The sequence below is a fragment of the Plantibacter sp. ME-Dv--P-095 genome (assembly GCF_030209365.1).
Lineage (GTDB): Bacteria > Actinomycetota > Actinomycetes > Actinomycetales > Microbacteriaceae > Plantibacter.
Genome location: NZ_JARVSB010000004.1, coordinates 1 through 23733 on the forward strand (window position 1 = coordinate 1; position 23733 = coordinate 23733).

A 23733-nucleotide genomic window follows, 5' to 3' on the forward strand; every position below is an offset into this window, starting at 1 on the left:
CTGCCCATCCATGGCAGAATTGACCACGCTCCGCCGTCAGGCTGAGTGGTCCGCCCATGGATGCAGTACGGCCGGCCTTCGTTCAGCGCTGACGAGGCTGCTGCCCATCCATGGCAGAATTGACCACGCTCCGCCGTCAGGCTGAGTGGTCCGCCATAGTGTAACGGCAGCACGGCAGCCTTTGGAGCTGTTCGGTCCAGGTTCGAATCCTGGTGGCGGAGCGACCGATCACCGACCGGGCGAGTGCCCGGACCGAGGGGGAGCACACGTGACCGACGACCGTCTGGCCATCATCATCCTGGCCGCTGGCCAGGGAACCCGCATGAAGTCGGCGACGCCGAAACTGCTGCATCCGCTCGGAGGCGTCCCGATCGTCGGGCACGTGCTCGCGACGGCGCGTTCGCTCGACGCCGCGCACGTCATCGCCGTCGTCCGCCATGAGCGCGACCGGCTCGTCGAGGCCATCGAGGCCGAACTGCCCGGCGCGACCATCGTCGACCAGGACGAAGTCCCCGGCACCGGCCGCGCGGTCGAGCAGGCGCTCGTGGCGCTGCCCGACGACTTCGACGGTGACGTCCTCGTCGTGAACGGCGACGTCCCGTTGCTGAACGCCGCGACGCTCACGACACTGATCGAACGCCACCGCAACCATGACGTCGCCGCGACGATCCTCTCGGCCGTGCCGGACGACGCGACGGGCTACGGGCGGATCATCCGGACCGACGCCGGGGCGCTCGACTACATCGTCGAGCAGAAGGACGCGACCGACGCCGAGCGTGCCGTGAACGAGATCAACGCCGGTGTCTACCTCTTCGGGGTGGGCCAGCTCCGCGACGCGTTGGCCGAGGTCACGACCGACAACGCGCAGGGTGAGAAGTACCTCACGGACGTCATCGGCCTGCTCCGGCGTGCCGGGTCCGAGGTCTCGGCGCTCCCGGTGAGCGACTCCTGGCTCGTCGAGGGCATCAACGACCGCGCGCAGCTGAGCGCCGCTGCGGCGAAGCTCAACGCCCTCCTCGTGCGCGCCTGGCAGCTCGCCGGCGTGACCGTCCAGGACCCGGCGACGACGTGGATCGACATCAAGGCGCGACTGCACGCCGACGTCACCCTGCTGCCGGGCACGCAGATCCTCGGAGCCACGGTCGTCCAGTCCGGCGCGACGATCGGTCCGGACACGACGCTCGTCGACACCGAGGTCGGTCCGGGTGCTCGGGTGCGCCGGACGGACGCGACGCTGTCGGTCATCGGCGCTGGTGCCGAGGTCGGGCCGTTCGCCTACCTCCGCCCCGGCACCGTGCTCGGCGAGCGCGGCAAGATCGGCACCTTCGTGGAGACGAAGAACGCCCAGATCGGCGAGGGCAGCAAGGTCCCGCACCTCAGCTACATCGGCGACACCGAGATCGGCGTGGAGTCGAACGTCGGCGCGGGCACCATCACCTCGAACTACGACGGCGTGCACAAGCACCGCACGACCATCGGGTCCCATGTCCGCACCGGTGCGCACAACACGCTCGTCGCTCCGGTCAGCGTCGGCGACGGCGCCTACTCGGGAGCCGGTTCGGTCATCCGCAGGGACGTCCCCGCCGGAGCGCTCGCCCTGACGGTCGCACAGCAGCGGAACGTCGAAGGCTGGGTCGAGCAGAAGCGCCCGGGTACCGCGGCGGCGTCGGCTGCAGCCGCGGCGACCGCGCCTCCGGCCGTGGATCCCGTGTCGGGCGACTCGGCTGCGGCTGGTAACGTCGACTCGTGAGTGAGGCCGGAGGATTCCGGCAGAAGGCAGGGTCTGTGTCAGGCATCACGGCGGACAACAAGAAGCAGCTGGTCCTCGTCTCCGGACGAGCCCACCCGGAACTCGCCGAGGCGATCGCCGCAGAACTCGATTCCGAGCTCCTGCCCACCGACGCCAGGACCTTCGCCAACGGCGAGATCTATGCGCGGTACGACGAGAGCATCCGCGGGACCGACGTCTTCGTCATCCAGTCCCACACCGCTCCGATCAACGAGTGGCTCATGGAGCAGCTCATCATGGTCGATGCGGCGAAGCGGGCGAGCGCGAAGCGCATCACCGTCGTCGCCCCGTTCTACCCGTACGCCCGCCAGGACAAGAAGGGTCGTGGCCGCGAGCCGATCTCGGCCCGTCTCGTCGCCGACCTCTTCAAGGCCGCCGGTGCCGACCGCATCATGTCGGTCGACCTCCACGCCGCGCAGATCCAGGGCTTCTTCGACGGCCCCGTCGACCACCTCTTCGCCATGCCGGTCCTCCTCGAGCACTTCCGCGCGAAGCTCGACCCGTCGACGCTGACCGTCGTCTCGCCCGACATGGGCCGCGTCCGCGTCGCCGACATCTGGAGCGACAAGCTCGGTGCGCCCCTCGCGATCATCCACAAGCGTCGCGACCCGCTGGTGCCGAACCAGGTCAGCGTCCACGAGATCGTCGGACAGGTCGAAGGGCGTGTGTGCCTCCTCGTCGACGACCTCATCGACACCGGTCGCACGATCGTCAAGGCGGCCGAGGCGCTCAAGAACGCCGGAGCGATCGGCGTCGTCGTCGCCGCCACGCACGCCGTGTTCTCCGACCCCGCGGTCGAGCTCCTGCAGAGCGAAGCGATCGACTCCGTCGTCGTCACCGACACGCTGCCGGTCGACGAGGCGAAGCGCTTCGACAAGCTCACCGTCCTCTCGATCGCCCCGCTCATCGCCCGCGCGATCCACGAGGTCTTCGACGACGGCTCCGTGACGAGCATGTTCGACGGCGCCGCATAAGGCCGAACCGCCAGAGTGACGCGAAACGCCCGGTCCGTCACGGACCGGGCGTTTCGCGTGCCGCCGGAGAGCCGGAGCAACGCAGAACGCCCGGTCCGAGGAAGACCGGGCGTTCCGCGTGTTCAGGGGCTGGGAGCTAGTGGCTCGAGCCCTCCTGCTCGACCTCGCTGCGGTCGCCCGACCACAGCGTGTGGAAGGTGCCGTCGAGGTCGACGCGCTTGTAGGTGTGCGCGCCGAAGAAGTCGCGCTGCCCCTGCACGAGCGCTGCGGGCAGACGCTCGGCGCGGAGCCCGTCGTAGTACGACAGCGACGAGGAGAACGCGGGGGAGGGGATCCCGGCCTGGGCGGCCGCGACGACCACGCGACGCCAGCTGTCCTGCGCCTCGGCGACGGCATCGCTGAAGTACGGTGCCGTCACGAGGGCGACGAGCTCGGGGTTCTCCTCGTAGGCCTCCGTGATGCGGTTGAGGAACTGCGCACGGATGATGCAGCCACCGCGCCAGATCTTCGCGATCTCGCCCTTCTTGATGTCCCAGCCGTACTGCTCGGCACCGGCGACGATCTCGTCGAAGCCCTGCGAGTAGGCGATGATCTTCGAGGCGTAGAGGGCCTGGCGCACGTCCTCGACGAACTGGTCGGGGTCGGCGACCGTCCACTCCTCGGAGGGGCCGGCGAGCTCACGGGCCGCGGCGCGCTGCGCCGGCTTCGACGAGAGCGAGCGGGCGAACACGGCCTCGGCGATACCGGACACCGGGATACCGAGGTCGAGGGCCGTCTGCACCGTCCAGGCACCAGTGCCCTTGGCACCGGCCTGGTCGAGGATGACGTCGATGAGCGGCTGCCCGGTCTTCGCATCCACCTGCTTGAGGACCTCGGCGGTGATCTCGATGAGGTAGCTCTCGAGGGTGCCGCGGTTCCACTCGGCGAAGATCTCCGCGATCTCGGCGGGCGACTTGCCCGTTCCACGGCGGATGAGGTCGTAGGCCTCGGCGATGAGCTGCATGTCGGCGTACTCGATGCCGTTGTGGATCATCTTCACGAAGTGACCGGCGCCGTCGGTGCCGACGTGGGTCACGCACGGCTCGCCCTCGGCGACCGCGGCGATCGACTTGAGGATCGGGCCCAGGGTCTCCCACGCCTCGGCGGAGCCGCCAGGCATGATCGAGGGACCCTTCAGGGCGCCCTCTTCGCCACCGGAGATGCCGGCGCCGACGAAGTTGATGCCCGTCTCGCGAACCGCGTGCTCGCGACGGATGGTGTCGGTGAAGAGCGCGTTGCCGCCGTCGACGATGATGTCGCCCGGCTCGAACACCTCGGTGAGCTGCTGGATGACGGCGTCGGTGCCCTTGCCCGCCTGCACCATGATGATCGCCGTCCGCGGCTTCGACAGCGAAGCGGCGAACTCCTCGATGGTCTTCGACGCCACGAAACCGGCCTCGGGGTGCTCGGACACGAGCAGCTCGGTGCGTTCGGGGGAGCGGTTGTACACGGCGACCGTGTTGCCCTCGCGGCTCGCCAGGTTGCGAGCGAGGTTGCTGCCCATGACGGCCAGACCGACGACGCCGATGTTGGCGTGCGCTTCGGCGGTGTTCACCATGTGGTTCTCCTTCAGAGTGGGTGATGCGGGAGGCGTTCCGAGTGCTCGGGGCTCGATCCGGCGGCGGTGTGACAGCAGTGACGCCCTCGTCGATCCGGGCACGGCCCGTGCTGCAACCGTAGCAAAGGGAGGTGTTCGCGCACCTCTCAATGACCTCCGAGGGCGGTGCGGTCCTGGGTCGATCAGGTGGGCTCCGACGGCGGTCGGGTATCGTGCTGTCCTGGTCGGACGAGCCGGCCACCGGTCACCGGCCGGATACCGCAGGGGGTTCCGTGTGAATGCACCGCTCGTCGTCGTCATGGGCGTGTCCGGGTCCGGGAAGAGCACGACGGGCGTCCTCATCGCCGATCGGCTGGGTGTGCCGTTCGTCGACGCCGACGCGCTGCACCCGCTCGAGAACGTCCGCAAGATGGCGGCGGGGACACCGCTCGAGGACCCCGACCGGTGGCCGTGGTTGGCCCTCGTGGGCAAGGCGCTCGCCGACGCCGAGGACACCGGGCTCGTGATGGCCTGCTCTGCGCTCCGCCGCGTGTACCGCGAGGCGATCCTCGCGGAGGCGCCGGGCGTGCGGTTCGTCCTGCTGCACGGCTCGCGCGAGGTGCTCGGCCGCCGCATGGAGGGCCGGAGCGGGCACTTCATGCCGCTGTCGCTGCTCGACTCGCAGTTCGCGCTGCTCGAGGAGCTCGACGCCGACGAGCCGGGGTTCATCGTCGACGTCGACGCGACCGTCGACGAGATCGTGGACGAGGCGGTCGCGGGCCTCCAGGCCGTGCGGTAGACTCTCCCATTGAACTTCGGCGAGGGAAGCGGCCCGTGGCAGCTTCCGTGATCGACGCGGTGGTCTGGCTTCCGGCTTTTCCTCACGCAGATACGCGTTCGAGTTGACTCATCCATTCCGCCGCGCAGCGTCGCGGCACGACCAACCGGGTGCAAGACCCGTGAGGAGAACATCATGTCTGAAGACCTGAAGGTAGCCGCGGAACTCCGCGAATCGTTCGGCAAGGGCGCAGCCCGCAAGCTCCGTGCCCTCGGCAAGATCCCGGCCGTGCTCTACGGCCACGGCACCGAGCCCGTGCACGTCTCGCTGCCCGGCCACCAGATGCTGCTCATCCTCCGCAAGTCGAACGCGGTCCTCGAGCTCGACATCGACGGCAAGGGCCAGCTCGCCCTGGTGAAGGACGTCCAGAAGGACCCCGTGCGCCAGATCATCGAGCACCTCGACCTCATCGTCGTCAAGAAGGGCGAGAAGGTCCAGGTCGACATCCCCGTGACCATCGAGGGCGAGTCCGCTGCCGGCACCATCCTCAACCAGGACGCCACCACGGTCAGCCTCGAGGTCGAGGCCACCCACATCCCCGAGCGCGTCACCATCAGCGTCGAGGGCCTCGAAGAGGGCGCCCAGATCCTGGCCGGCGACCTCGAGCTCCCGAAGGGCGCGTCGCTCATCACCGAGGCCGACGTCCTCATCGTCGCGATCACCGTGCCGTCCGCTCCGGCCGACGAGGAGACGGAGGCCGCTGAGGCCGCCGCCGAGGAGACCGCAGCCGAGGCCGCAGAGTAGTCACCACCCCAGCAGACGAACCTGTCGCCCGCCGGCCCCGATAGTCTCGGGGCATGGCAGGCGGCAGGTTCGCTCGGTTTCTGGCCGGTCTCACCGGGCGTACCGAGGCGTTCGATCAGGAAGGCAGCATGGCTGCAGACACATGGCTCGTCGTCGGGCTCGGCAACCCTGGCGAGCAATACGCCCGCAACCGGCACAACGTCGGACAGATGGTCCTCGACGAACTCGCGAAGCGGATCGGTGGCACCTTCAAGAGCCACAAGGGCAACGCCCGCGTGGCGGAGGGACGACTCGTCCCCGGAGGCCCGAAGCTCATCCTCGCGAAGCCGAACAGCTACATGAACCTGTCCGGTGGGCCGACCGCGGCGCTCGCCCAGTTCTTCTCGGTGGAGCCCGACCACGTCATCGCCGTCCACGACGAGCTCGACATCCCGTTCGACTCCATCAAGCTCAAGCAGGGCGGCGGCCACGGTGGCCACAACGGCATCCGCGACATCGCTGCGGCCCTGAAGACCCCGGAGTTCTCGCGGGTGCGCGTCGGCATCGGCCGCCCGCCCGGCCGTCAGGACGCAGCCGACTTCGTCCTCAAGGACTTCGCGGGGACGGAGCGGGAGCAGCTTCCGATGCTCGTCTCGGACGGGGCGGACGCCGTCGAGCTCCTCGTGTCCGAAGGGCTGCTGGCGGCCCAGACCCGGTTCCACGGGGCCTGACCCCCGAGAGTCGCAGAAGCGTCGGCGCCCAAGTGGTGCGCCGGGGGCGGGTCACCGGGTAGACGACTCCGGCGCGGACGTCGGTCGGGCTCGCACGTACCGGGAGAGCAGCAGGTCCTCCGAACGCAGGAGGTGCTGCAGGTGGAACCCGCGCGGCGCCGCCGGCGACGGCCCGGCCGAGATCCGCGAGCTCTGGCCACCGACGAGGGTCGGGCTGATCGTCAGGCAGAACTCGTCGACGGCGTCCGCGTCGATGAACGAGCCGAACAGCGCCGGCCCGCCCTCGCAGAGGATCTGCCGCAGGCCGCGTTCCGCGAGCGCCTCGACCACCCTCGCCGGTTCGACGTGCTCGTCGCCGCACACGACGACGTCGGCGACCGCTTCGATCGCCGCGCGCTTCGCCGGGTCGGCCCGATCCGTCGTGACGACGAGCGGGCGGACGGGAGCGAGGGTGAAGACGTCCGAGCGGAGGTCGAGGTCGAGCGAACCGGAGACGATCGCGAACACGGGGTGCAACGGGAGGTCGTGTTCGTCCCGCCAGGTCGCGGCGTCGACGTCGAGGCGCATCGCCCCGTACCCCTCGTCGCGTACCGTGCCCGCTCCGACGAGGACGACGTCCGCCAGTCGGCGCAGGATGTCGAACACGACCTTGTCGGCCGGTCCGCCGAGGTCTCCGGAGACGCCGTCGACGGTCGCGCCGCCGTCGAGGCTCGCCACGAAGTTGACGCGGACCGTCGTGACGGCGCGATCGTCGACGGTGTACGCGGCCACGAGGTCGTCGATCGACATGGCCTCGTCCCGTCCTGGGACGAGACTGGTGATGGTGGGGGTGCTCATCGGGCTCCTCGAGGGGTGTGGGTCAGAGGTTGTGGACGGGCGCGACCGGCGCGCGGAAGCCGAGGATCGCCTCGACCATGCGCACGGCGGCGATGGACTCCGGCACGGCGTGCATGCGCACGATGCGGGCACCGAGCAGGATGCAGGCGGTCGCCGCGGCGAGTGACCCTTCGAGGCGCTCCGTCTTCGGGCGGTCCAGGGATTCGCCGATGAAGTCCTTGTTCGACACGGCGGCGAGCGTCGGGAAGCCGAGTGCGGCGACCTCACCCAGGTGGCGGGTCAGTTCGAGCGTCTGCACCGTGGTCTTGTTGAGGTCGTGGCCCGGGTCGACGATGAGTCGGGACTCGGGGACGCCGTGTGCGATCGCGAGCTCCACCCGGTCGGCGAGGAACGCGGCGACCTCGCGCGCGACGTCGTCGTAGTGCGGTCGAGGGTGCGGCTGCCGGGGCTTCGCCAGGCTGTGCGTGATGACGAGCGTCGCCTCGCTCGCGGCGACCACGTCGGCGAGTGCCGGATCGTGGATGCCGGTCGTGTCGTTGATCACGGAGGCGCCGGCCGCGATGCAGGCGGCGGCGACCTCGGGGCGGAAGGTGTCGACGGAGATCACGACGTCGCTGCGAGCGGCGAGCGCCTCGACCACCGGGAGGACCCGGTCGAGTTCCTCGGCCGCCGGGATCTCCGGACCGGGGGCGAACTTCGCGCCGCCGATGTCGACCCAGTCCGCGCCCTGTTCCGCGGCCGTCACCGCCGCCTCGATGGCGCGGTCGAGAGAGAACGTCGCGCCCTGGTCGAAGAAGGAGTCGGGGGTGCGGTTGATGATCGCCATGACCGCGACCTGCTTCGAGAAGTCGAACGTCCGTGCGCCGATCCGGCGGATCGGCTGACGGATGGGCGGGAGGGGGAAGCCGCGAACCGGCTCCACCGCTGCGTACTGGTCGGGCCGGGGCTCCGTGCTGGTCATGGTTCAATCATGGCGCGTCAGGCGGACCGGGACGGCGCATGGGGCATCGTCCGCAGCCGATTGACAGCGGTGGCGGACGGGCCCGTCCGGTCACCGGTGTCGGTGGCTCGGCGTAGGCTGTCCCGGTGACGCTTCAGGGTTTGACTCACGCGCTTCGGCGCGCCGCAACGATCGACGACGCCCTCGCGTACGCGGGCAAGAGCGCGGACTTCTCCGTGATCGACGGCCTCCGTGCCCCGCTCCTCGCGGCGCTCATGGACGAACGCGGTCGCCAGGGTGCATCCCAGGCGGCCCTCGTCGTGACGGCGACCGGCCGCGACTCGGAGCGGCTCCGCTCCGCGCTCAGTGACCTCATGCCGGAAGCCGAGATCGTGGAGTTCCCCGCCTGGGAGACGTTGCCGCACGAGCGCCTCAGCCCGAGCGCGGAGATCGTCGGACGACGACTGGAGGCGCTGCGGCGGCTCGGCGCCTGGACCGGCGAGCGTCCGTTCCTCCTCGTGGCGTCGGTCCGAGCGGCCCTCCAGCCCGTGGCCGACAACCTCACCGACACCGCCCCGATCGAGCTCGTCCAGGGAGGCCGCGGGCACGACCTGGCCGCCATCGCCCTCCGGCTCGTCGAGCTGGCGTACACCCGCGTCGACATGGTGTCCCGGCGCGGCGAGTTCGCGCTGCGCGGCGGCATCCTCGACGTCTTCCCGCCCGTCGCGGACCACCCCTACCGGGTCGAGTTCTTCGGCGACGAGGTCGACGGCATCCGGGCGTTCTCGGTGGCCGACCAGCGCTCGCTGCCCGAGCCGGTCGACGCCATCCGCCTGCCGCCGTCGCGTGAGCTGCTCCTCAGCCCGGCCGTCCGGCAGCGCGCCGCGGAGATGCAGCACGAGTTCCCGAGCCTGACGGGCATCCTCGAGAAGATCGCGGAGGGCATCGCCGTCGAGGGCATGGAGTCGCTCACCCCGGCGCTCGTCGACCGCCTCGTGCCGCTGACGCACTACCTGCCGGACGGCGCGGCCGTGGCCGTCGTCTCACCGGAGCGCGTCGTGACGCGCTCGATCAGCCTCGCCGAGACGAACCGCGAGTTCCTCGCCGCCGCCTGGAGCGCGGCGACCGTGGGGGCGAACGCGCCGATCGACCTCGCGTCCGGCGACTTCATGTCGCTCGGGGCGCTGAAGGACTCCGTCACGTTCAGTGCGCCAGGGGCTCCGGCCCCCGACCACCCGTGGTGGACCCTCAGCGGCTTCCGTGCCGGGCCCGACGTCGAGACGCTCCCCGAGCACCTCGAACTCGACGAGCTGCTCACCGTCACGGTCGAGGGCGACACGGTGCCGAGTTTCCACGGCAACGTCGAGGGCGCCATCGAGCACGTCGCCGCCCGCGTCCGTGAGGGCTGGACGGTCATCGTCGCCGCGCGCGGGGTCGGCCTCGTCGAGCGAGCCGCCGACGTCCTCGCCGAGCACGAGATCGCCGCACGCATGGTCGACGAGCTGCCCGCCGACCCCGAGCCCGGGGTCGCCTATCTGCTGCAGGCCGACGTCGAGGGTGGCTTCGAGCTCGAGCCCTCGAAGCTCATGCTGCTCGGCGAGACCGAGTTCTACGGGCGGACGGCCGGCTACGACTCGCGACTCGTCAAGAAGCTCGCCACCCGCCGGAAGAACGTCGTCGACCCGATGCAGTTGCGCTCGGGCGACTTCGTCGTGCACCAGACCCACGGCATCGGCAAGTTCGTCGAGATGACCCAACGGGAGGTCTCGAGCGGTGGCCGCAACCCCGTGAAGAGCACGCGTGAGTACCTCGTGCTCGAGTACGCGCCGTCGAAACGCGGGTACCCGGGCGACAAACTCCTCGTCCCCACCGACCAGCTCGACCTCCTCACGCGCTACGTCGGCGGCGAGGCCCCGCAGCTCAGCAAGATGGGCGGCAGCGACTGGTCCCAGGCCAAGAGCAAGGCGCGCAAGGCCGTCCGCGACATCGCGGTCGAGCTCGTCAAGCTGTACTCGGCCCGCATGGCGTCCAAGGGGCACGCCTTCGGGCCCGACACCCCGTGGCAGCGCGAGCTGGAGGAGGCGTTCCCGTTCGCGGAGACGCCCGACCAGCTGCAGACCATCGACGAGGTCAAGGCCGACATGGAGCGGGAGATCCCGATGGACCGCCTCCTGTCCGGCGACGTCGGGTTCGGCAAGACGGAGGTCGCCGTCCGGGCGGCGTTCAAGGCGGTCCAGGACGGCAAGCAGGTCGCGATGCTCGTGCCGACGACGTTGCTCGTCAAGCAGCACTTCGAGACCTTCCAGGAACGCTTCGCCGGATTCCCGGTGCACCTCCGACCGCTCAGCCGGTTCCAGAGCGACAAGGAGGCGAAGGAGGCGCTCGCCGGACTGGCGGACGGCACCGTCGACGTCATCATCGGCACCCACCGCCTGCTGACCGACAAGGTGCACTTCAAGGATCTCGGTCTCGTGATCATCGACGAGGAGCAGCGGTTCGGCGTCGAGCACAAGGACGCCCTCAAGAAACTGAAGACGAACGTCGACATCCTGGCGATGAGCGCGACGCCGATCCCGCGCACGCTCGAGATGGCCGTCACCGGCATCCGGGAGATGTCGACCCTGGCGACGCCGCCGGAGGACCGGCACCCCATCCTGTCGTTCGTCGGGCCGTACAACGGCAAGCAGGTCTCGGCGGCGATCCGGCGCGAACTCCTCCGCGAGGGGCAGATCTTCTTCGTCCACAACCGTGTGTCGTCGATCAGCCGGGTCGCGGCCGACCTCGCCGAGCTCGTCCCGGAGGCGCGGATCGCGATCGCGCACGGCCAGCTGGGCGAGGCCGCACTCGAACAGGTCGTCGTCGACTTCTGGGAGCGCCGCTTCGACGTCCTCGTCTGCACGACGATCATCGAGACCGGCCTCGACATCTCGAACGCGAACACGATCATCATCGACCGCGCCGACAAGTACGGCCTGAGTCAGCTGCACCAGCTCCGTGGGCGGGTCGGGCGCGGTCGCGAGCGCGCCTACGCGTACTTCCTCTACGACGAGCACAAGCCCCTCTCCGAGACCGCCCACGACCGCCTGTCGACGATCGCGGCCAACAACGAGCTCGGCAGCGGCATGCAGGTCGCGCTCAAGGACCTCGAGATCCGGGGCGCCGGCAACATGCTGGGTGGCGAGCAGGCGGGGCACATCGCCGGTGTCGGGTTCGACCTCTACCTCCGCATGATCGGCGAGGCCGTGTCCACCTTCCGCGGTGACGTCGCCGAGGGCCAGACGGAACTCCGGCTGGAACTGCCGGTCGACGCGCACATCCCCGAGGAGTACGTGGACAGCGAGCGCCTGCGGCTCGAGGCCTACCAGAAGCTGTCCGCCGCCTCCGGTCCCGCCGCGAAGGACGGCCAGATCGACCTCGTCATCGACGAGCTCACCGACCGCTACGGCGAACCGCCGGCGCAGGTGAGCACGCTCGTGGCGGTCTCACGGCTGCGGCAGCGGGCGCAGCGTTCCGGACTCAGCGACCTCATCGCCGTGGGGCCGAACCTCCGGGTCACGCCCGCGGATCTGCCGGATTCGATTCAGACCCGGTTGCGTCGCATGTACCCCGGTGCGAAGTACCTGGCTCAGACGAACACGGTCATCGTGCCCTTGCCGCGGGTGGGTGATGAGGCCTTGGCCGACACGGACCTCATCGCGTGGGTCCAGCAGTTCCTGAACGCGATCTACCCGCTGCCGGAGGTACCTGCGGCCGAGACGCCGCGGTCCTGATGGGACTTCGGGACGACGAGATCGGCACCCGCGGCTGATCCGACAGGTGTCGTTCCTTCCTAGCGTGGAGGGATGAAGAAGTTCCTCCGCATCGTCCTCACCGGGGTCGTGGCGCTCGTCGCGCTCGTGCTCGCCGGGCTCCTCACGACCACCATCGTCAACACCGCCGCATCGGCTTCCGAGGCCACGCGCATCGAGGACTACGGGCAGCGGGTCGAGGTCGACGGCGGACGCATGAACGTCCAGGTGGCGGGGGAGGGCCCGCAGACGATCGTCCTGCTGCCGGGCTTCGGCACCGGTTCGCCCGTGCTCGACTTCTCGCCGCTCACCGACGAGCTGTCCGCGACGTACCGGGTGGTCGTCGTCGAGCCGCTCGGGTACGGGCTCAGCGACCAGACCGACGCGCCCCGCACGACCCCGAACATCGTCTCCGAGATCCACGAGGCCGTCTCCGAGCTCGGCATCGACCGGTACGTGCTCATGGGGCACTCCATCGCCGGGATCTACGCACTGGACTACGTCGAGCGGTTCCGTGACGAGGTGACGGCGTTCGTCGGTATCGACAGCAGCGTCCCCGACCAGCCCGGGATGGACGCGGCCCTACCGGTCGACGCCCTGCGCGCGGCCAAGGCGCTCGGTATCACCCGTCTCGTCACGGCTCTGTCGGGAGACCCGTACCCGGATCCGCCCTACGAGCAGCACACCCGGGAGCAGCTCGGGATGATTTCGCAGCGGAACACCTCGAGTGCCACGTCGTCGGACGAGATGTCCCGCATCGCGGCGAACTTCCGCGCGGCGAAGGGGAAGACCTTCCCGAGCGACCTCCCGGTGCTGCTGTTCGTGCAACGCCACAACCCGACGGTGGAGGGCTGGCTCCCGCTGCACGAGGACCAGGCGGCGAGCGTCATCCGCGGCGAGGTCGTCCCGCTCGACGCCGACCACTACCTGCACCACACGAGATCGCCCGAGATCGCGGCCGGGGTCGGGCGTTTCCTCGCCGCAGCCGGCGTCGATGAGGCAGCCGTCCCGCCCCGCGGGTGATCGGTCGGCGGACGTATGCTGGGGCGCACGATCCCGTCGAGTCGGAGGAACCCATGGCGACCAGTACCCGGACGATCCAAGACCCGGAGGCGGTCGTCGCCGACACCGTGGCCCGGCTCCGACAGGCCTTCGACCGCGGAGCGACGAAGCCCCTCGCCTGGCGCATCCGGCAGCTCCGTGCGGTGAAGCAGCTGCTGCTCGAGCGCGGGGACGAGTTGGAGCGGGCGCTCGCCACCGACCTGGGCAAGAGCGGCACGGAGGCGCAGATCACCGAGATCGGTCTCCTCATCAGTGAGCTCGACCACACGCTGAAGCACCTGAAGCGCTGGGTCAAGCCGCGGCGGGTGGCCGTGCCGCTGACCCTCGCGCCGGCCTCCGCGTCGGTCGTGGCGGAGCCGGTCGGCGTCGTCCTCGTGATCGGGCCGTGGAACTATCCGGTCCAACTGTCCCTCGGCCCGATGATCGGAGCGCTCGCCGCCGGGAACGCCGTCCTGCTGAAACCGAGCGAGCTCGCCCCCGCGACGAGCGCGGCGCTCGCCCGGCTGCTCCCCGAGTACCTCGACGACCGCGCGGTCGCGGTCGTCGAGGGCGATGCGGAGGTCGCCACCGCCCTCCTCGCCGAACGGTTCGACCACGTCTTCTACACGGGAGGGGCCCCCGTCGGGCGGGTCGTCGCCCGGGCGGCGGCGGAGCACCTGACGCCGATCACCCTCGAACTCGGTGGCAAGTCGCCGGTCTACATCGATGACACGGTCGACCTCGCGGACGCCGCCCGACGGATCATGTGGGGCAAACTCATGAACGCCGGACAGACCTGCGTCGCCCCCGATTACGTGCTCGCCACGAAATCCGTGGCCGACCGGCTGGTCCCGTACCTGCGCGATGCGGTCGCGCACCTCTACGGCGCCGATCCCGCCGGGAACGCCGACTACGGTCGCATCATCTCCGACCGACACTTCGGGCGGGTCAGCGGCCTCCTCGACGGGCTGGAACCGGTCATCGGCGGTGTGGTGGACGCATCTCAGCGGTACATCGCCCCGACGGTCGTGAACGGCGTCGACGCGTCCGCCGCGATCATGCAGGAGGAGATCTTCGGGCCGATCCTGCCGATCCTCCACGTGTCGGGTCTCGAGCAGGCCATCGCCCACATCCGCGCGGGGGAGAAGCCGCTCGCGCTCTACGTCTTCAGCGACAACGCGACCACCCGTCGCCGGTTCACCCGGGACACCTCGTCCGGGGCACTCGCCTTCGGCGTCCCGGCCGCCCACCTGATGGTCCCCGGACTGCCGTTCGGTGGCGTGGGAGCGAGCGGGATGGGTGCGTACCACGGTCGCCACTCCTTCGACACGTTCAGCCACGCCAAGGCGGTGTTCTCCAAGCCCCTCTCGCCCGACACCCTGTCGCTCGTCTATCCGCCGTTCACCGAAGCCAGGGACCGCATCGTACGGCTGCTGTCCCGGACCGGGCGCGCGGGCGACGCTCGTCTCGGCGGACCGCGCCGATGAGCAGTGTGCCTGTCGGCGACACCTCCGGTGCGCGCCTCGTCGACGCGATGCGCCAGATCCGCGACCGGTGCGTGTGGACGCAGGGCATCGACCACCGGATGCTCGTCCCGTACCTGATCGAGGAGAGCTACGAACTCGTCGAAGCCGTCGAGGCGGGGTCGCGCGAGGATCTCGTCGAGGAGCTCGGTGACGTGCTGTGGCAGGTCGTCTTCCACGCGGAGATCGCGTCACGCGACCCGGACGCACCGTTCGACTTCGACGACGTCGCCGAAGCGGTCACCCGCAAGATGGTCCACCGGCACCCGCACGTCTTCGGTGACGAGCAGGCACCGACCCCGGAGGACGTCCTGCGGGTCTGGAACGCCGCGAAGGCGACCGAGAAGGCGCAGCGGGCGAGCGCCCTCGAGGGGATCCCACAGGCGATGCCCTCGCTCGCCCTCGCCGACAAGGTGCTCGGCCGGGCCGCCTCGCTCGGCGTGCGGCCGGAGCCAGAGGCGGAGCGGTTCGCCGACGAGGACGCCCTCGGCGACCACCTCCTCGCCGTGGTCGCCGCAGCGAAGGCCGACGGGCTCGACGCCGAGCGGGCGCTGCGCACCGCGGTCCGTCGGCTCAGTGCACGGGTCCTCGACGCCGAGCGCCCCGGTGCGGCACCGACGACGGCCGACCGGGACGGCTGATCGCCGGTCACACCCTCACTGGACACCGTCGGCGCCGTGCCAGAATTGAGGCATGGCTGCTCCAGTGAACCCGCCGCGCGGCATGCGTGACTTCCTCCCCGCCGACAAGGCCCGTCGGGAGCACGCGCTGGGCACCATCCGCCGGGTGTTCACCGCGCACGGCTTCGACGAGATCGAGACACCGGTGGTCGAGGAGTACGACCGCCTGCACTCCGGGCTCGGCGGCGACAACGAGAAGATGGCGTTCAACATCCTCCGGCGCAAGCTCACGCCTGAGGCCATCGTGGCCGCGGCCGAGAACCAGACCGAGCTCACCGACCTCGGGTTGCGGTTCGACCTCACGGTGCCGCTCGCGCGGTTCTACGCCTCGCACCGGGCGGAGCTGCCACCGGTGTTCCGCTCCATCCAGATCGCGCCGGTCTGGCGCGGCGAGCGCCCGCAGCAGGGCCGGTACCGCCAGTTCGTGCAGTGCGACATCGACATCATCGGCGAAGCCTCGAACCTCGCCGAGGCCGAGCTCATCACCGCGACGCTCGCGACCCTGGTCGAACTCGGGATCACCGGGTCCACGGTGCGCATCAACGACCGCCGCCTGCTGATCGGCATGCTCGACGCCCTGGGCTTCCCCGCCGAGACGCACGCGCAGGTGCTCATCACGATCGACAAGCTCGACAAGATCGGCGAGGCGGGTGTGGTCGCCGAACTCCGCGGACGTGGTGTCGACGAAGCGGCGGTGGACGCCCTCGAGGCCTTCTTCTCCCGTCCGCAGACGATGGAGTTCAACACCTTCGGCGAACGCGCGATCCGGAAGGCCCTGCCGGCCGGCGCGGACGACACCGTGGTGGCGGAGCTCGACGCGCTCGGCAAGGCCGTTGCCGCGGCGAGCCCGCTCCAGGGTCAGCCGGCCGACCCGTTCGCGAACCCCCTCGTCTTCGACCCCTTCCTCGTCCGCGGGATGGGCTACTACACGGGTGCGATCTTCGAGATCGCCCACCCGGATCTCGGATACTCGCTCGGTGGTGGCGGCCGCTACGACGGGATGATCGGTCGCTTCCTCGGTCAGGACGTGCCCGCCGCCGGGTTCTCGATCGGGTTCGAGCGCATCGTGGACCTCGTCGAGCTCCCGAGCGACGCCGCCGGGGAGTCCGTCGTCCTCGTGCACGACCGCGACGTGGCCCCGGCCACGCTCGTCGCGCTCAAGGCGAGACTCGTCGCCGAGGGTCGCCGCGTCCGCCTCGAGGCACGGGTGAAGAACCTCCGAGCGCTCCTCGAGCGCGTGACGGCGGCCGGGTTCGGTTCCTTCGCCTTCGTGGCGGCGGACTCGACGCGCGAGTCGCTCGAGTTCAAGCCGCTCGACTGAGCCTCCGCGCGACGAGGTCCGCGACGCACGGCGCGCTTCCGAGCGCCTGCCCAGCTCTTCGGGGCAGGATGGAGCATTCCGACGGAACCGCACCGCGAGGTGGACGCCCGCTCACGACCCCTCGACCGAAGAACTGGTTCCGATGACCGCCATGGCCTCCCCGCCGCGCTCGCGCCGCGCGCCGGAGACGGCCGTCCCCGTCCGCCGCGGCGTCGGTCGTGTCCGTCGCAAGGCGACCACGATCGCGTTGCTCGTGGGCGTCCCGCTCGCGCTCCTCACGGCCGCACACACGCTCGTGCCGGATGTCCTCGGCCTGGGCCTCGTGTGGGACAACGCGTTGCCGTGGACCTGGGTCGTGCTCCCCGTCCTCGCCCTCCTGATGCTCGTGGCGCGCACGCCGGGAGCCGTCATCGGCCTGCTCGCCCCGACGCTCGTCTGGGGCTTCCTGTTCGGGCCGGGCGTCGTCCCGCTGGGCGATGCGCGGCAAGCCGTCCCGGCGGCGGCCTCACTGTCCGTCGCCAGCCAGAACCTCGGTCCCGAGGGCGACCCGGCGGTCATCGCGGGCTCGCTCGCGGCGAGCGGGGCCGACCTCATCGCGCTGCAGGAGATCGAGGACCAGGACCGAGAGCCCCTCGCGGCGACCCTCGACGCCGCCTACCCGTACTCCGTCGTCACCGGGACCGTCGGCCTCTGGAGCCGGTATCCGATCGAGGACTCGGTCGGCCTGAAGCTCGGCCTCGACTGGTATCGGGCGATCAACGCCGTCGTGGAGACGCCGGCGGGTGCGGTGAGCGTCTACGTGATCCACGCCGACTCCGCCCGCCCCGGCGCGCACGCCGAGCGCGACGTGATGCTCGAGGAGCTGGCGGAGGCCGTCGCGGCGAACACCAGGGACCGCGTCGTCGTCATGGGCGACTTCAACGCCTCCGCCTCCGACCGCGCGCTCGCCGCGTTGCAGAGCGAGGTCTCGGAACCGAATCAGAGCGAGGGCGGGTTCGGCCTCACCTGGCCGGCGGGCACCCCGCTCATGCGACTCGACCACGTGTTCGTGCGCGGCATGGTCGCGACCCACAACGCCGTCGGCGACGCGCAGGGGAGCGACCACCACGGCATCGTCTCGAGCTTCCGTCTCGACCGCTGAGGCGTGTCACCCGTCGACGGACCGGGGCCCTGCGCCCGTTCAGCCGATGTCACTAGACTGAGCGCGGGCGGCCGTCGTACCCGTCCCACGTCCCAATCCCCACAAGGAGAACATCAGTGGCACTCATCGAGGCAGTAGGCGCTCGCGAAATTCTCGACTCCCGAGGCAACCCGACCGTCGAGGTCGAGGTGCTCCTGGAGGACGGCACGGTCAGTCGTGCAGCAGTCCCGTCCGGCGCATCGACCGGTGCGTTCGAAGCGTACGAGCTGCGTGACGGCGATGCCGCACGGTACCTCGGCAAGGGCGTCGAGAAGGCGGTCGACGCCGTCCTCGACGAGATCGGCCCGGCCCTCGAGGGCATCGAGGCGGACGACCAGCGTCTCGTCGACCACACCATGATCGAGCTCGACGGCACCGAGAACAAGAGCCGCCTCGGCGCGAACGCCATCCTCGGCGCCAGCCTCGCGGTCGCCCGTGCCGCTGCGGACTCCGCGGACCTCTCGCTCTACCGGTACGTCGGCGGCGCCAACGCCCACGTCCTGCCCGTCCCGATGATGAACATCATCAACGGTGGCTCGCACGCCGACACCGGCGTCGACATTCAGGAGTTCATGATCCTGCCGATCGGTGCTCCGAGCTTCCGTGAGGCGCTCCGCTGGGGCACCGAGACGTACCACACGCTGAAGGGCCTGCTGAAGTCGAAGGGCTTCGCCACCGGCCTCGGCGACGAGGGCGGCTTCGCCCCCGACTTCGAGCACAACCGCGCAGCCCTCGACTTCATCGTCGAGGCCATCGAGCAGGCCGGCTTCACGGTCGGCACCGACATCGCGCTCGGCCTCGACGTCGCCTCCAGCGAGTTCTACAAGGAGGGCGCCTACCAGTTCGAGGGCAAGGCGCTCAACAGCACCGAGATGACCGCGTACTACGCCGACCTCGTCGCGAACTACCCGCTCATCACGATCGAGGACCCGCTGGCCGAGGACGACTGGGCCGGGTACGCCCACCTCACGCCGGAGCTCGGTTCCAAGGTCCAGATCGTCGGCGACGACCTGTTCGTCACGAACCCGAAGCGTCTCGCCGACGGCATCGCCAAGGGTGCGGCGAACTCGCTGCTCGTCAAGGTCAACCAGATCGGTACGCTCACCGAGACGCTCGACGCGGTCTCGCTCGCGCAGCGCTCCGGCTACACCACGATCCTCTCGCACCGCTCCGGTGAGACCGAGGACACCACGATCGCCGACCTCGCCGTCGCCACGAACGCGGGCCAGATCAAGACCGGTGCGCCTGCACGAAGCGAGCGGGTCGCGAAGTACAATCAGTTGCTGAGGATCGAAGAGGAGCTGGGCCAGGCAGCCGTCTACGCCGGCCGCAGCGCCTTCCCCCGGTTCACCGCCTAAGCATCGTCACCTGAAGGCTCTCAGGGGTGCCGATCGGCACCCCTGAGAGCCTTCGTCGTGTGCGGGAGGCGCCTGTGAAGAAGCCATCGATGCCGGCCGGAGGCGAGCCGAAGGGCACGCCGCCGACGAGCGGGACGTCGTCCGCCGGCACGGCGAAGCAGCGGTCGTCGGCGTCTCGGCGGCCGTCAGCCGACAAGGCGACCACGCCGCGGGGCGCCGCGCCGTCCAAGCGCGCAGCGGGAGCCACGGCGAAGCCGGCGCGATCCGCGACGAAGGCGACGCGACCCGCGACCAAGGCCGCCCGCTCGGCGGCCGCCGGTTCCTCGGGCCCGCGGACGCGGAACGGATCGACGAGGACGGCCCCGGCACGTCCGTCCGAGGCCGGCGGATGGCTGCGGAGTCTCCGCCTCTCGGGGTTCAGCGTGCTCCTCCTCGGCATCCTCGTCCTCGGTGTCGTCGTCCTCGCACCGAACCTCAAGACCTTTCTCGAGCAACGGCAGCAGATCGCGGTCCTGCAGGCCTCGGTCGCCGACACACAGGCCAAGGTCGACGCCCAGCAGGCGGAGCGCGAACGGTGGAACGACCAGAGCTACGTCATGACGCAGGCGCGCGACCGCCTGTTCTACGCGCTGCCCGGCGAGGTGAGCTACATCATCATCAACGACGTCGACCCGGCGTCGTTGCCCACGACCGAGACCCCGGTGAGCGACACCCTCGTCGACGCGAAGTCGGACTGGCTCGACGGACTGCTGGCCTCGCTCGTCGCCACGGGGTACTCGCCGGCACCGACCGCGACCGACGCCACCGACCCGGCGCAGACACCGGCGCCCGCGCAGACGACACCGGCCGCGCCGCCCGCCGGAGGCTGACGTCGAGCGACGTCGGTGATCCCGGCGATAATGGAACCATGAGCACCCCTCCCTTCGGCCCCGTCTCCGAGCGCGACGTCGAGATCGTGTCGGCGCAACTCGGACGTCCGGCACGGGACGTCGTGGGCATCTCCGCGCGCTGTGTGTGCGGCGCCCCGACCGTGGTCTCCACCGCACCGCGTCTCGCCGACGGCACGCCGTTCCCCACCTTCTACTACCTGACGCATCCTGCGGCCACCGCCGCGGTGTCCTCACTCGAGGCGACGCAGGTCATGAACGAGTACACCGAGCTGCTCGCCGAGGACGAGGAGCTGCGGAGCGGGTACGCGAGCGCCCACGCCGCCTACCTCGCCGACCGCACCTCCATCGCCGAGGTCGCGGAGATCGACGGGATCTCCGCCGGCGGCATGCCGGTCCGGGTCAAGTGCCTCCACGCGCTCGTCGGCCACGCCCTCGCGGCCGGCCCGGGCGTCAACCCCATCGGCGACCTCGCGCTCGAGCGCGCGACGTGGAGCCCGGAGGTCTGCGCATGCGCGGACGGCCAGGCGGGTCTGGGATAGCCCCCGCACGCGACGGAGGTCGCACGCGGGGGAGCGTCGGGGAGCGACACGGACGCCGTCCGCGTGGTCGCCGTGGTCTGCGCCCCGCGCTGGGTGCCCTGGTGGCGGTCCTCCTCGTCGTCGCACCGGCACTCCCGGCCTCGGCGGACACCGTCCGCGACATGCAGTACTGGCTCGACGACTACGGGTTCACCACGGCGTGGGAGACGACGAAGGGCGCCGGGGTCACCGTCGCGGTCATCGACACGGGCATCGCCGACGGTCCCACGGAGTTGAACGGTGCGGTGGCGGGCGGCGTCGACGTCTCCGGTCTCGGCAGCGCCGACGGACGGACCCCGGTGGGGTCCGAGGGGAGTGAGCACGGGACGCTCGTGGCGTCGATGATCGCGGGCCGCGGCCGGACGGGTGGCGCGGGCGTCATCGGCGTCGCGCCGGAGGCCCGGCTGCTCTCCATCTCGGTCGGGTTCGGCTCGGAGGGGTCCTCGGTCGTGCCCTGGGACGAGCAGATCGCCACGGCCGTCCGGTGGGCCGTCGACAACGGTGCGGACGTCATCAACATGTCCCTCACCCGCAACAGTCTCGACTGGCCGACCAGTTGGGACGACGCGTTCCTGTACGCCTTCTCGCACGACGTGGTCGTCGTCGCCGCGGCGGGCAACCGGGGGAGCGGGACCGTCGAGGTCGGCGCCCCCGCCACGATCCCCGGGGTGCTGACCGTCGCGGGAGTCGACCGGACGGGCTCGGCGAGCTTCGACGCCTCGAGTCAGGGCATCACGATCGCGGTCGCCGCGCCGAGCGAGCAGCTCGTCGGGGTGACGCCGGCCGGTTCCTCCGTGCAGTGGCAGGGCACGAGCGGTGCGGCGCCGATCGTCTCCGGGCTGGTCGCGCTCGTGCGCTCGGCGTGGCCGGACCTCAGCGCGGCCGACGCCATCGAGCGGGTGACCGCCACAGCGAAGCAGGTGGGCGATTCCGCCCAGAGTCCGATCTACGGTGCGGGCCTCATCGACGCCGAGCGGGCGGTCAGCGCCACCGTCGGGCCGGCGTCGACGTCTCCGGAGGAGCAATTGTCCGACTGGATCACGCTCTACCGACGCGCCCCGCAGGACACCGATCCGGCCGACGGGTTCCACCGGCCGACACCGGAACCGCAGCCACCGGCGATCCCGGAGGGCGAGGCCGTCGAGGTCCGCGCGAACCCCTTCCTGCCCACCCCGAGCACCCTGCTCTACGGGTCATTGCCGCTGGCGCTCCTGCTCGGAACTGGTAGCCTGGTGGCGCTCGGTGTCATAGGCGCTACCAGGCATTTCAAGCGGGTACTGCGGAAGTAGTACTCTGTTCCGATATTCTCAGACATTGATCTGAACCAATCGTCTTGACGTAGGAGATCGTTCGCCGTGCCCAAAATTCTGATCGTCGGTGGTGGTTACGCCGGGTTCTACACCGCCTGGAAGCTCGAGAAGCAGCTTCGCCGTGGCGAAGCCGAAGTCACCATGGTCGACCCGCTGCCGTACATGACCTACCAGCCGTTCCTCCCCGAGGTCGCCGCCGGTTCCATCGAGCCGCGTCACGCGGTCGTCTCGCCGCGTCGTCACCTGAAGTCCACCAACGTGATCACCGCCAAGGTCACGGGCATCAACCACGCCGAGAAGAAGGCGACGATCACGCCGGAGATCGGCGAGCCCTGGGAGGTCGACTACGACATCATCGTCGTCACCGCCGGCGCCGTCTCCCGCACCTTCCCCATCCCGGGTGTCGCCGACACCGCGATCGGTCTGAAGACGATCGAGGAGGCCGTCGCGATCCGCGACCGCGTGCTCTCCAACTTCGACAAGGCGGCCAACCTGCCCGCCGGTCCCGAGCGCGACCGCCTGCTCACGTTCACCGTCGTCGGTGGCGGGTTCGCCGGTATCGAGGTCTTCGCCGAGCTGCGTTCCTTCGCCAGCTCGCTGCTGAAGTTCTACCCGCAGCTCTCCTTCGAGGACACGCACTTCCACCTCATCGAGGCCATGGGGCGCATCATGCCCGAGGTCAAGATCGAGACGAGCCACTGGGTCCTCAAGAACCTGGCCGAGCGCGGCGCGCTCGTGCACCTCGACACGCAGCTGCAGTCCGCGGTCGACGGCAAGATCGAGCTCTCCACGGGTGAGTCGTTCGAGTCCGACCTCATCGTCTGGACCGCCGGCGTCATGGCGAACCCGGGTGTCGTCCGTGGTGGCGACCTCCCCGTCGAGGAGCGTGGCCGCATCAAGACCCGCGCCGACCTCCGCGTGGGCACCGACGACGACATCGTCGAGGGCGCCTGGGCGGCCGGCGACGTCTCCGCCGTCCCCGACCTCAGCGGCGGCGGCGTCGGCGGGTTCTGCGTGCCGAACGCGCAGCACGCCGTGCGTCAGGGCAAGCTCCTCGCGAAGAACATCACCGCGGTCCTCCGTGGCGAGGAGCCGAAGAACTACTTCCACAAGAACATGGGCGCGGTCGCCGGTCTCGGCATCGGCGTCGGCGTGTTCCAGTCGGGCAACCTCGCGATCAAGGGCCTCCCGGCCTGGTTCGCCCACCGTGGCTACCACGGTCTGGCCATGCCGAGCTTCGAGCGCAAGTTCCGCGTCTTCGGTGGCTGGTGGAACAACTTCTGGCTCGGACGCGACATCGTCTCCCTGCAGGCCGTCCAGACGCCCCGCGAGGCGTTCGAGACCTTCGCGTCGCGCCCGAAGCCGCCGGCGGACGCCGCGGCTCCCGCTGCGGCTCCAGCGGCTCCGGCAGCCGCAGAGAAGCCCGCCCGGAAGGCTCCCGTCAAGCGCAAGCCGAAGGCCGCTCCGGCCGAGGCCGCAGCGCCCGCCGCTGAGGCTCCCTCGTCGGAGGCTCCCGCCGCCGCCGCAGGTGCCCCGACCGGTGCCGGCGACGAGCAGGCCTACGCGACGCCTGCAGAGGACGTCAGCGCGAGCAAGTAGTGCGGCTGGAGCGTCCCGCTCCGTCCTTCGAGAGGCGCATGTCACCGGTCAGCCGGG

At 70.3% G+C, this 23733-nt stretch carries 19 protein-coding genes and 1 tRNA gene; 17 read left to right on the top strand and 3 right to left on the bottom strand.

Going from position 1 to position 23733, the window contains the following annotated elements; genetic code table 11:
* Nucleotides 1–149 precede the first annotated feature (149 nt).
* From QRN26_RS05175 to QRN26_RS05185, 3 genes are all read left to right on the top strand, one after another.
* Nucleotides 150–221, top strand: a tRNA-Gln gene (locus QRN26_RS05175).
* A gap of 47 nt (nt 222–268) precedes the next feature.
* Entirely contained in the window at nt 269–1750 is a 1482-nt protein-coding gene (gene glmU / locus QRN26_RS05180) for a bifunctional UDP-N-acetylglucosamine diphosphorylase/glucosamine-1-phosphate N-acetyltransferase GlmU (protein WP_285035689.1), read from the top strand.
* 35 nt (nt 1751–1785) lie between these two features.
* A complete protein-coding gene (locus QRN26_RS05185) occupies nt 1786–2763 on the top strand; it encodes a ribose-phosphate diphosphokinase (RefSeq protein WP_056007484.1) in 978 nt (325 codons plus the stop codon).
* A 136-nt stretch (nt 2764–2899) separates the two neighbouring features.
* Here the strand turns inward: QRN26_RS05185 and gnd are convergent, their stop codons facing one another.
* Nucleotides 2900–4360: an NADP-dependent phosphogluconate dehydrogenase gene (gene gnd, locus QRN26_RS05190; RefSeq protein ID WP_056007481.1), complete on the bottom strand. Its 1461-nt coding sequence runs from the start codon at nt 4358–4360 to the stop codon at nt 2900–2902.
* 274 nt (nt 4361–4634) lie between these two features.
* Between gnd and QRN26_RS05195 the strand changes: the two genes are divergently transcribed.
* The 3 genes from QRN26_RS05195 to pth all read left to right on the top strand — a co-directional run bounded on the left by QRN26_RS05195 (nt 4635) and on the right by pth (nt 6631).
* On the top strand, nt 4635–5138 hold the full coding sequence (locus tag QRN26_RS05195) for a gluconokinase (protein WP_285035693.1): 504 nt from the start codon (nt 4635–4637) through the stop codon (nt 5136–5138).
* Nucleotides 5139–5312: 174 nt separating this feature from the next.
* On the top strand, nt 5313–5921 hold the full coding sequence (locus tag QRN26_RS05200) for a 50S ribosomal protein L25/general stress protein Ctc (protein ID WP_056007478.1): 609 nt from the start codon (nt 5313–5315) through the stop codon (nt 5919–5921).
* Nucleotides 5922–6049: 128 nt separating this feature from the next.
* Nucleotides 6050–6631 carry an aminoacyl-tRNA hydrolase gene (pth, locus tag QRN26_RS05205; protein ID WP_056007476.1) on the top strand — a complete coding sequence of 194 codons (582 nt, stop codon included), beginning with the start codon at nt 6050–6052 and terminating at the stop codon, nt 6629–6631.
* A gap of 51 nt (nt 6632–6682) precedes the next feature.
* Here the strand turns inward: pth and QRN26_RS05210 are convergent, their stop codons facing one another.
* Nucleotides 6683–7468, bottom strand: a complete 786-nt coding sequence (locus QRN26_RS05210; protein WP_285035696.1) for a pyrimidine reductase family protein — start codon at nt 7466–7468, stop codon at nt 6683–6685.
* A 22-nt stretch (nt 7469–7490) separates the two neighbouring features.
* Nucleotides 7491–8429: a dihydropteroate synthase gene (gene folP, locus QRN26_RS05215; RefSeq protein WP_285035697.1), complete on the bottom strand. Its 939-nt coding sequence runs from the start codon at nt 8427–8429 to the stop codon at nt 7491–7493.
* Nucleotides 8430–8554: 125 nt separating this feature from the next.
* On the opposite strand from folP, the gene mfd reads away from it, so the two are divergent.
* The 11 genes from mfd (at nt 8555) to QRN26_RS05270 (ending at nt 23676) form a co-directional block, all read left to right on the top strand.
* The gene (mfd, locus tag QRN26_RS05220) at nt 8555–12178 is read left to right on the top strand and encodes a transcription-repair coupling factor (protein ID WP_056778434.1); all 3624 of its coding nucleotides are present in this window, start codon (nt 8555–8557) and stop codon (nt 12176–12178) included.
* Between the two features lie 72 nt (nt 12179–12250).
* Nucleotides 12251–13219 carry an alpha/beta fold hydrolase gene (locus tag QRN26_RS05225; RefSeq protein WP_285035698.1) on the top strand — a complete coding sequence of 323 codons (969 nt, stop codon included), beginning with the start codon at nt 12251–12253 and terminating at the stop codon, nt 13217–13219.
* A 53-nt stretch (nt 13220–13272) separates the two neighbouring features.
* On the top strand, nt 13273–14724 hold the full coding sequence (locus QRN26_RS05230) for an aldehyde dehydrogenase family protein (RefSeq protein ID WP_285035700.1): 1452 nt from the start codon (nt 13273–13275) through the stop codon (nt 14722–14724).
* Nucleotides 14721–15401, top strand: coding sequence for a nucleoside triphosphate pyrophosphohydrolase (locus QRN26_RS05235; RefSeq protein ID WP_285035703.1), 681 nt, complete (start codon nt 14721–14723; stop codon nt 15399–15401). The genes QRN26_RS05230 and QRN26_RS05235 overlap by 4 nt, the downstream gene beginning before the upstream one ends.
* A 52-nt stretch (nt 15402–15453) precedes the next feature.
* Nucleotides 15454–16761, top strand: a complete 1308-nt coding sequence (hisS, locus tag QRN26_RS05240) for a histidine--tRNA ligase (protein ID WP_082455874.1) — start codon at nt 15454–15456, stop codon at nt 16759–16761.
* A 142-nt stretch (nt 16762–16903) separates the two neighbouring features.
* Nucleotides 16904–17902, top strand: coding sequence for an endonuclease/exonuclease/phosphatase family protein (locus QRN26_RS05245; RefSeq protein WP_056778423.1), 999 nt, complete (start codon nt 16904–16906; stop codon nt 17900–17902).
* Nucleotides 17903–18018: 116 nt separating this feature from the next.
* Nucleotides 18019–19299, top strand: a complete 1281-nt coding sequence (gene eno / locus QRN26_RS05250; protein WP_056007454.1) for a phosphopyruvate hydratase — start codon at nt 18019–18021, stop codon at nt 19297–19299.
* A gap of 74 nt (nt 19300–19373) precedes the next feature.
* A complete protein-coding gene (locus tag QRN26_RS05255) occupies nt 19374–20168 on the top strand; it encodes an FtsB family cell division protein (protein WP_285035707.1) in 795 nt (264 codons plus the stop codon).
* 38 nt (nt 20169–20206) lie between these two features.
* Entirely contained in the window at nt 20207–20728 is a 522-nt protein-coding gene (locus tag QRN26_RS05260; protein ID WP_056007448.1) for a DUF501 domain-containing protein, read from the top strand.
* Nucleotides 20729–20829: 101 nt separating this feature from the next.
* On the top strand, nt 20830–22056 hold the full coding sequence (locus tag QRN26_RS05265; protein ID WP_350223910.1) for a S8 family serine peptidase: 1227 nt from the start codon (nt 20830–20832) through the stop codon (nt 22054–22056).
* A gap of 66 nt (nt 22057–22122) precedes the next feature.
* Nucleotides 22123–23676, top strand: a complete 1554-nt coding sequence (locus QRN26_RS05270; protein ID WP_082455872.1) for an NAD(P)/FAD-dependent oxidoreductase — start codon at nt 22123–22125, stop codon at nt 23674–23676.
* Nucleotides 23677–23733: the final 57 nt, after the last annotated feature.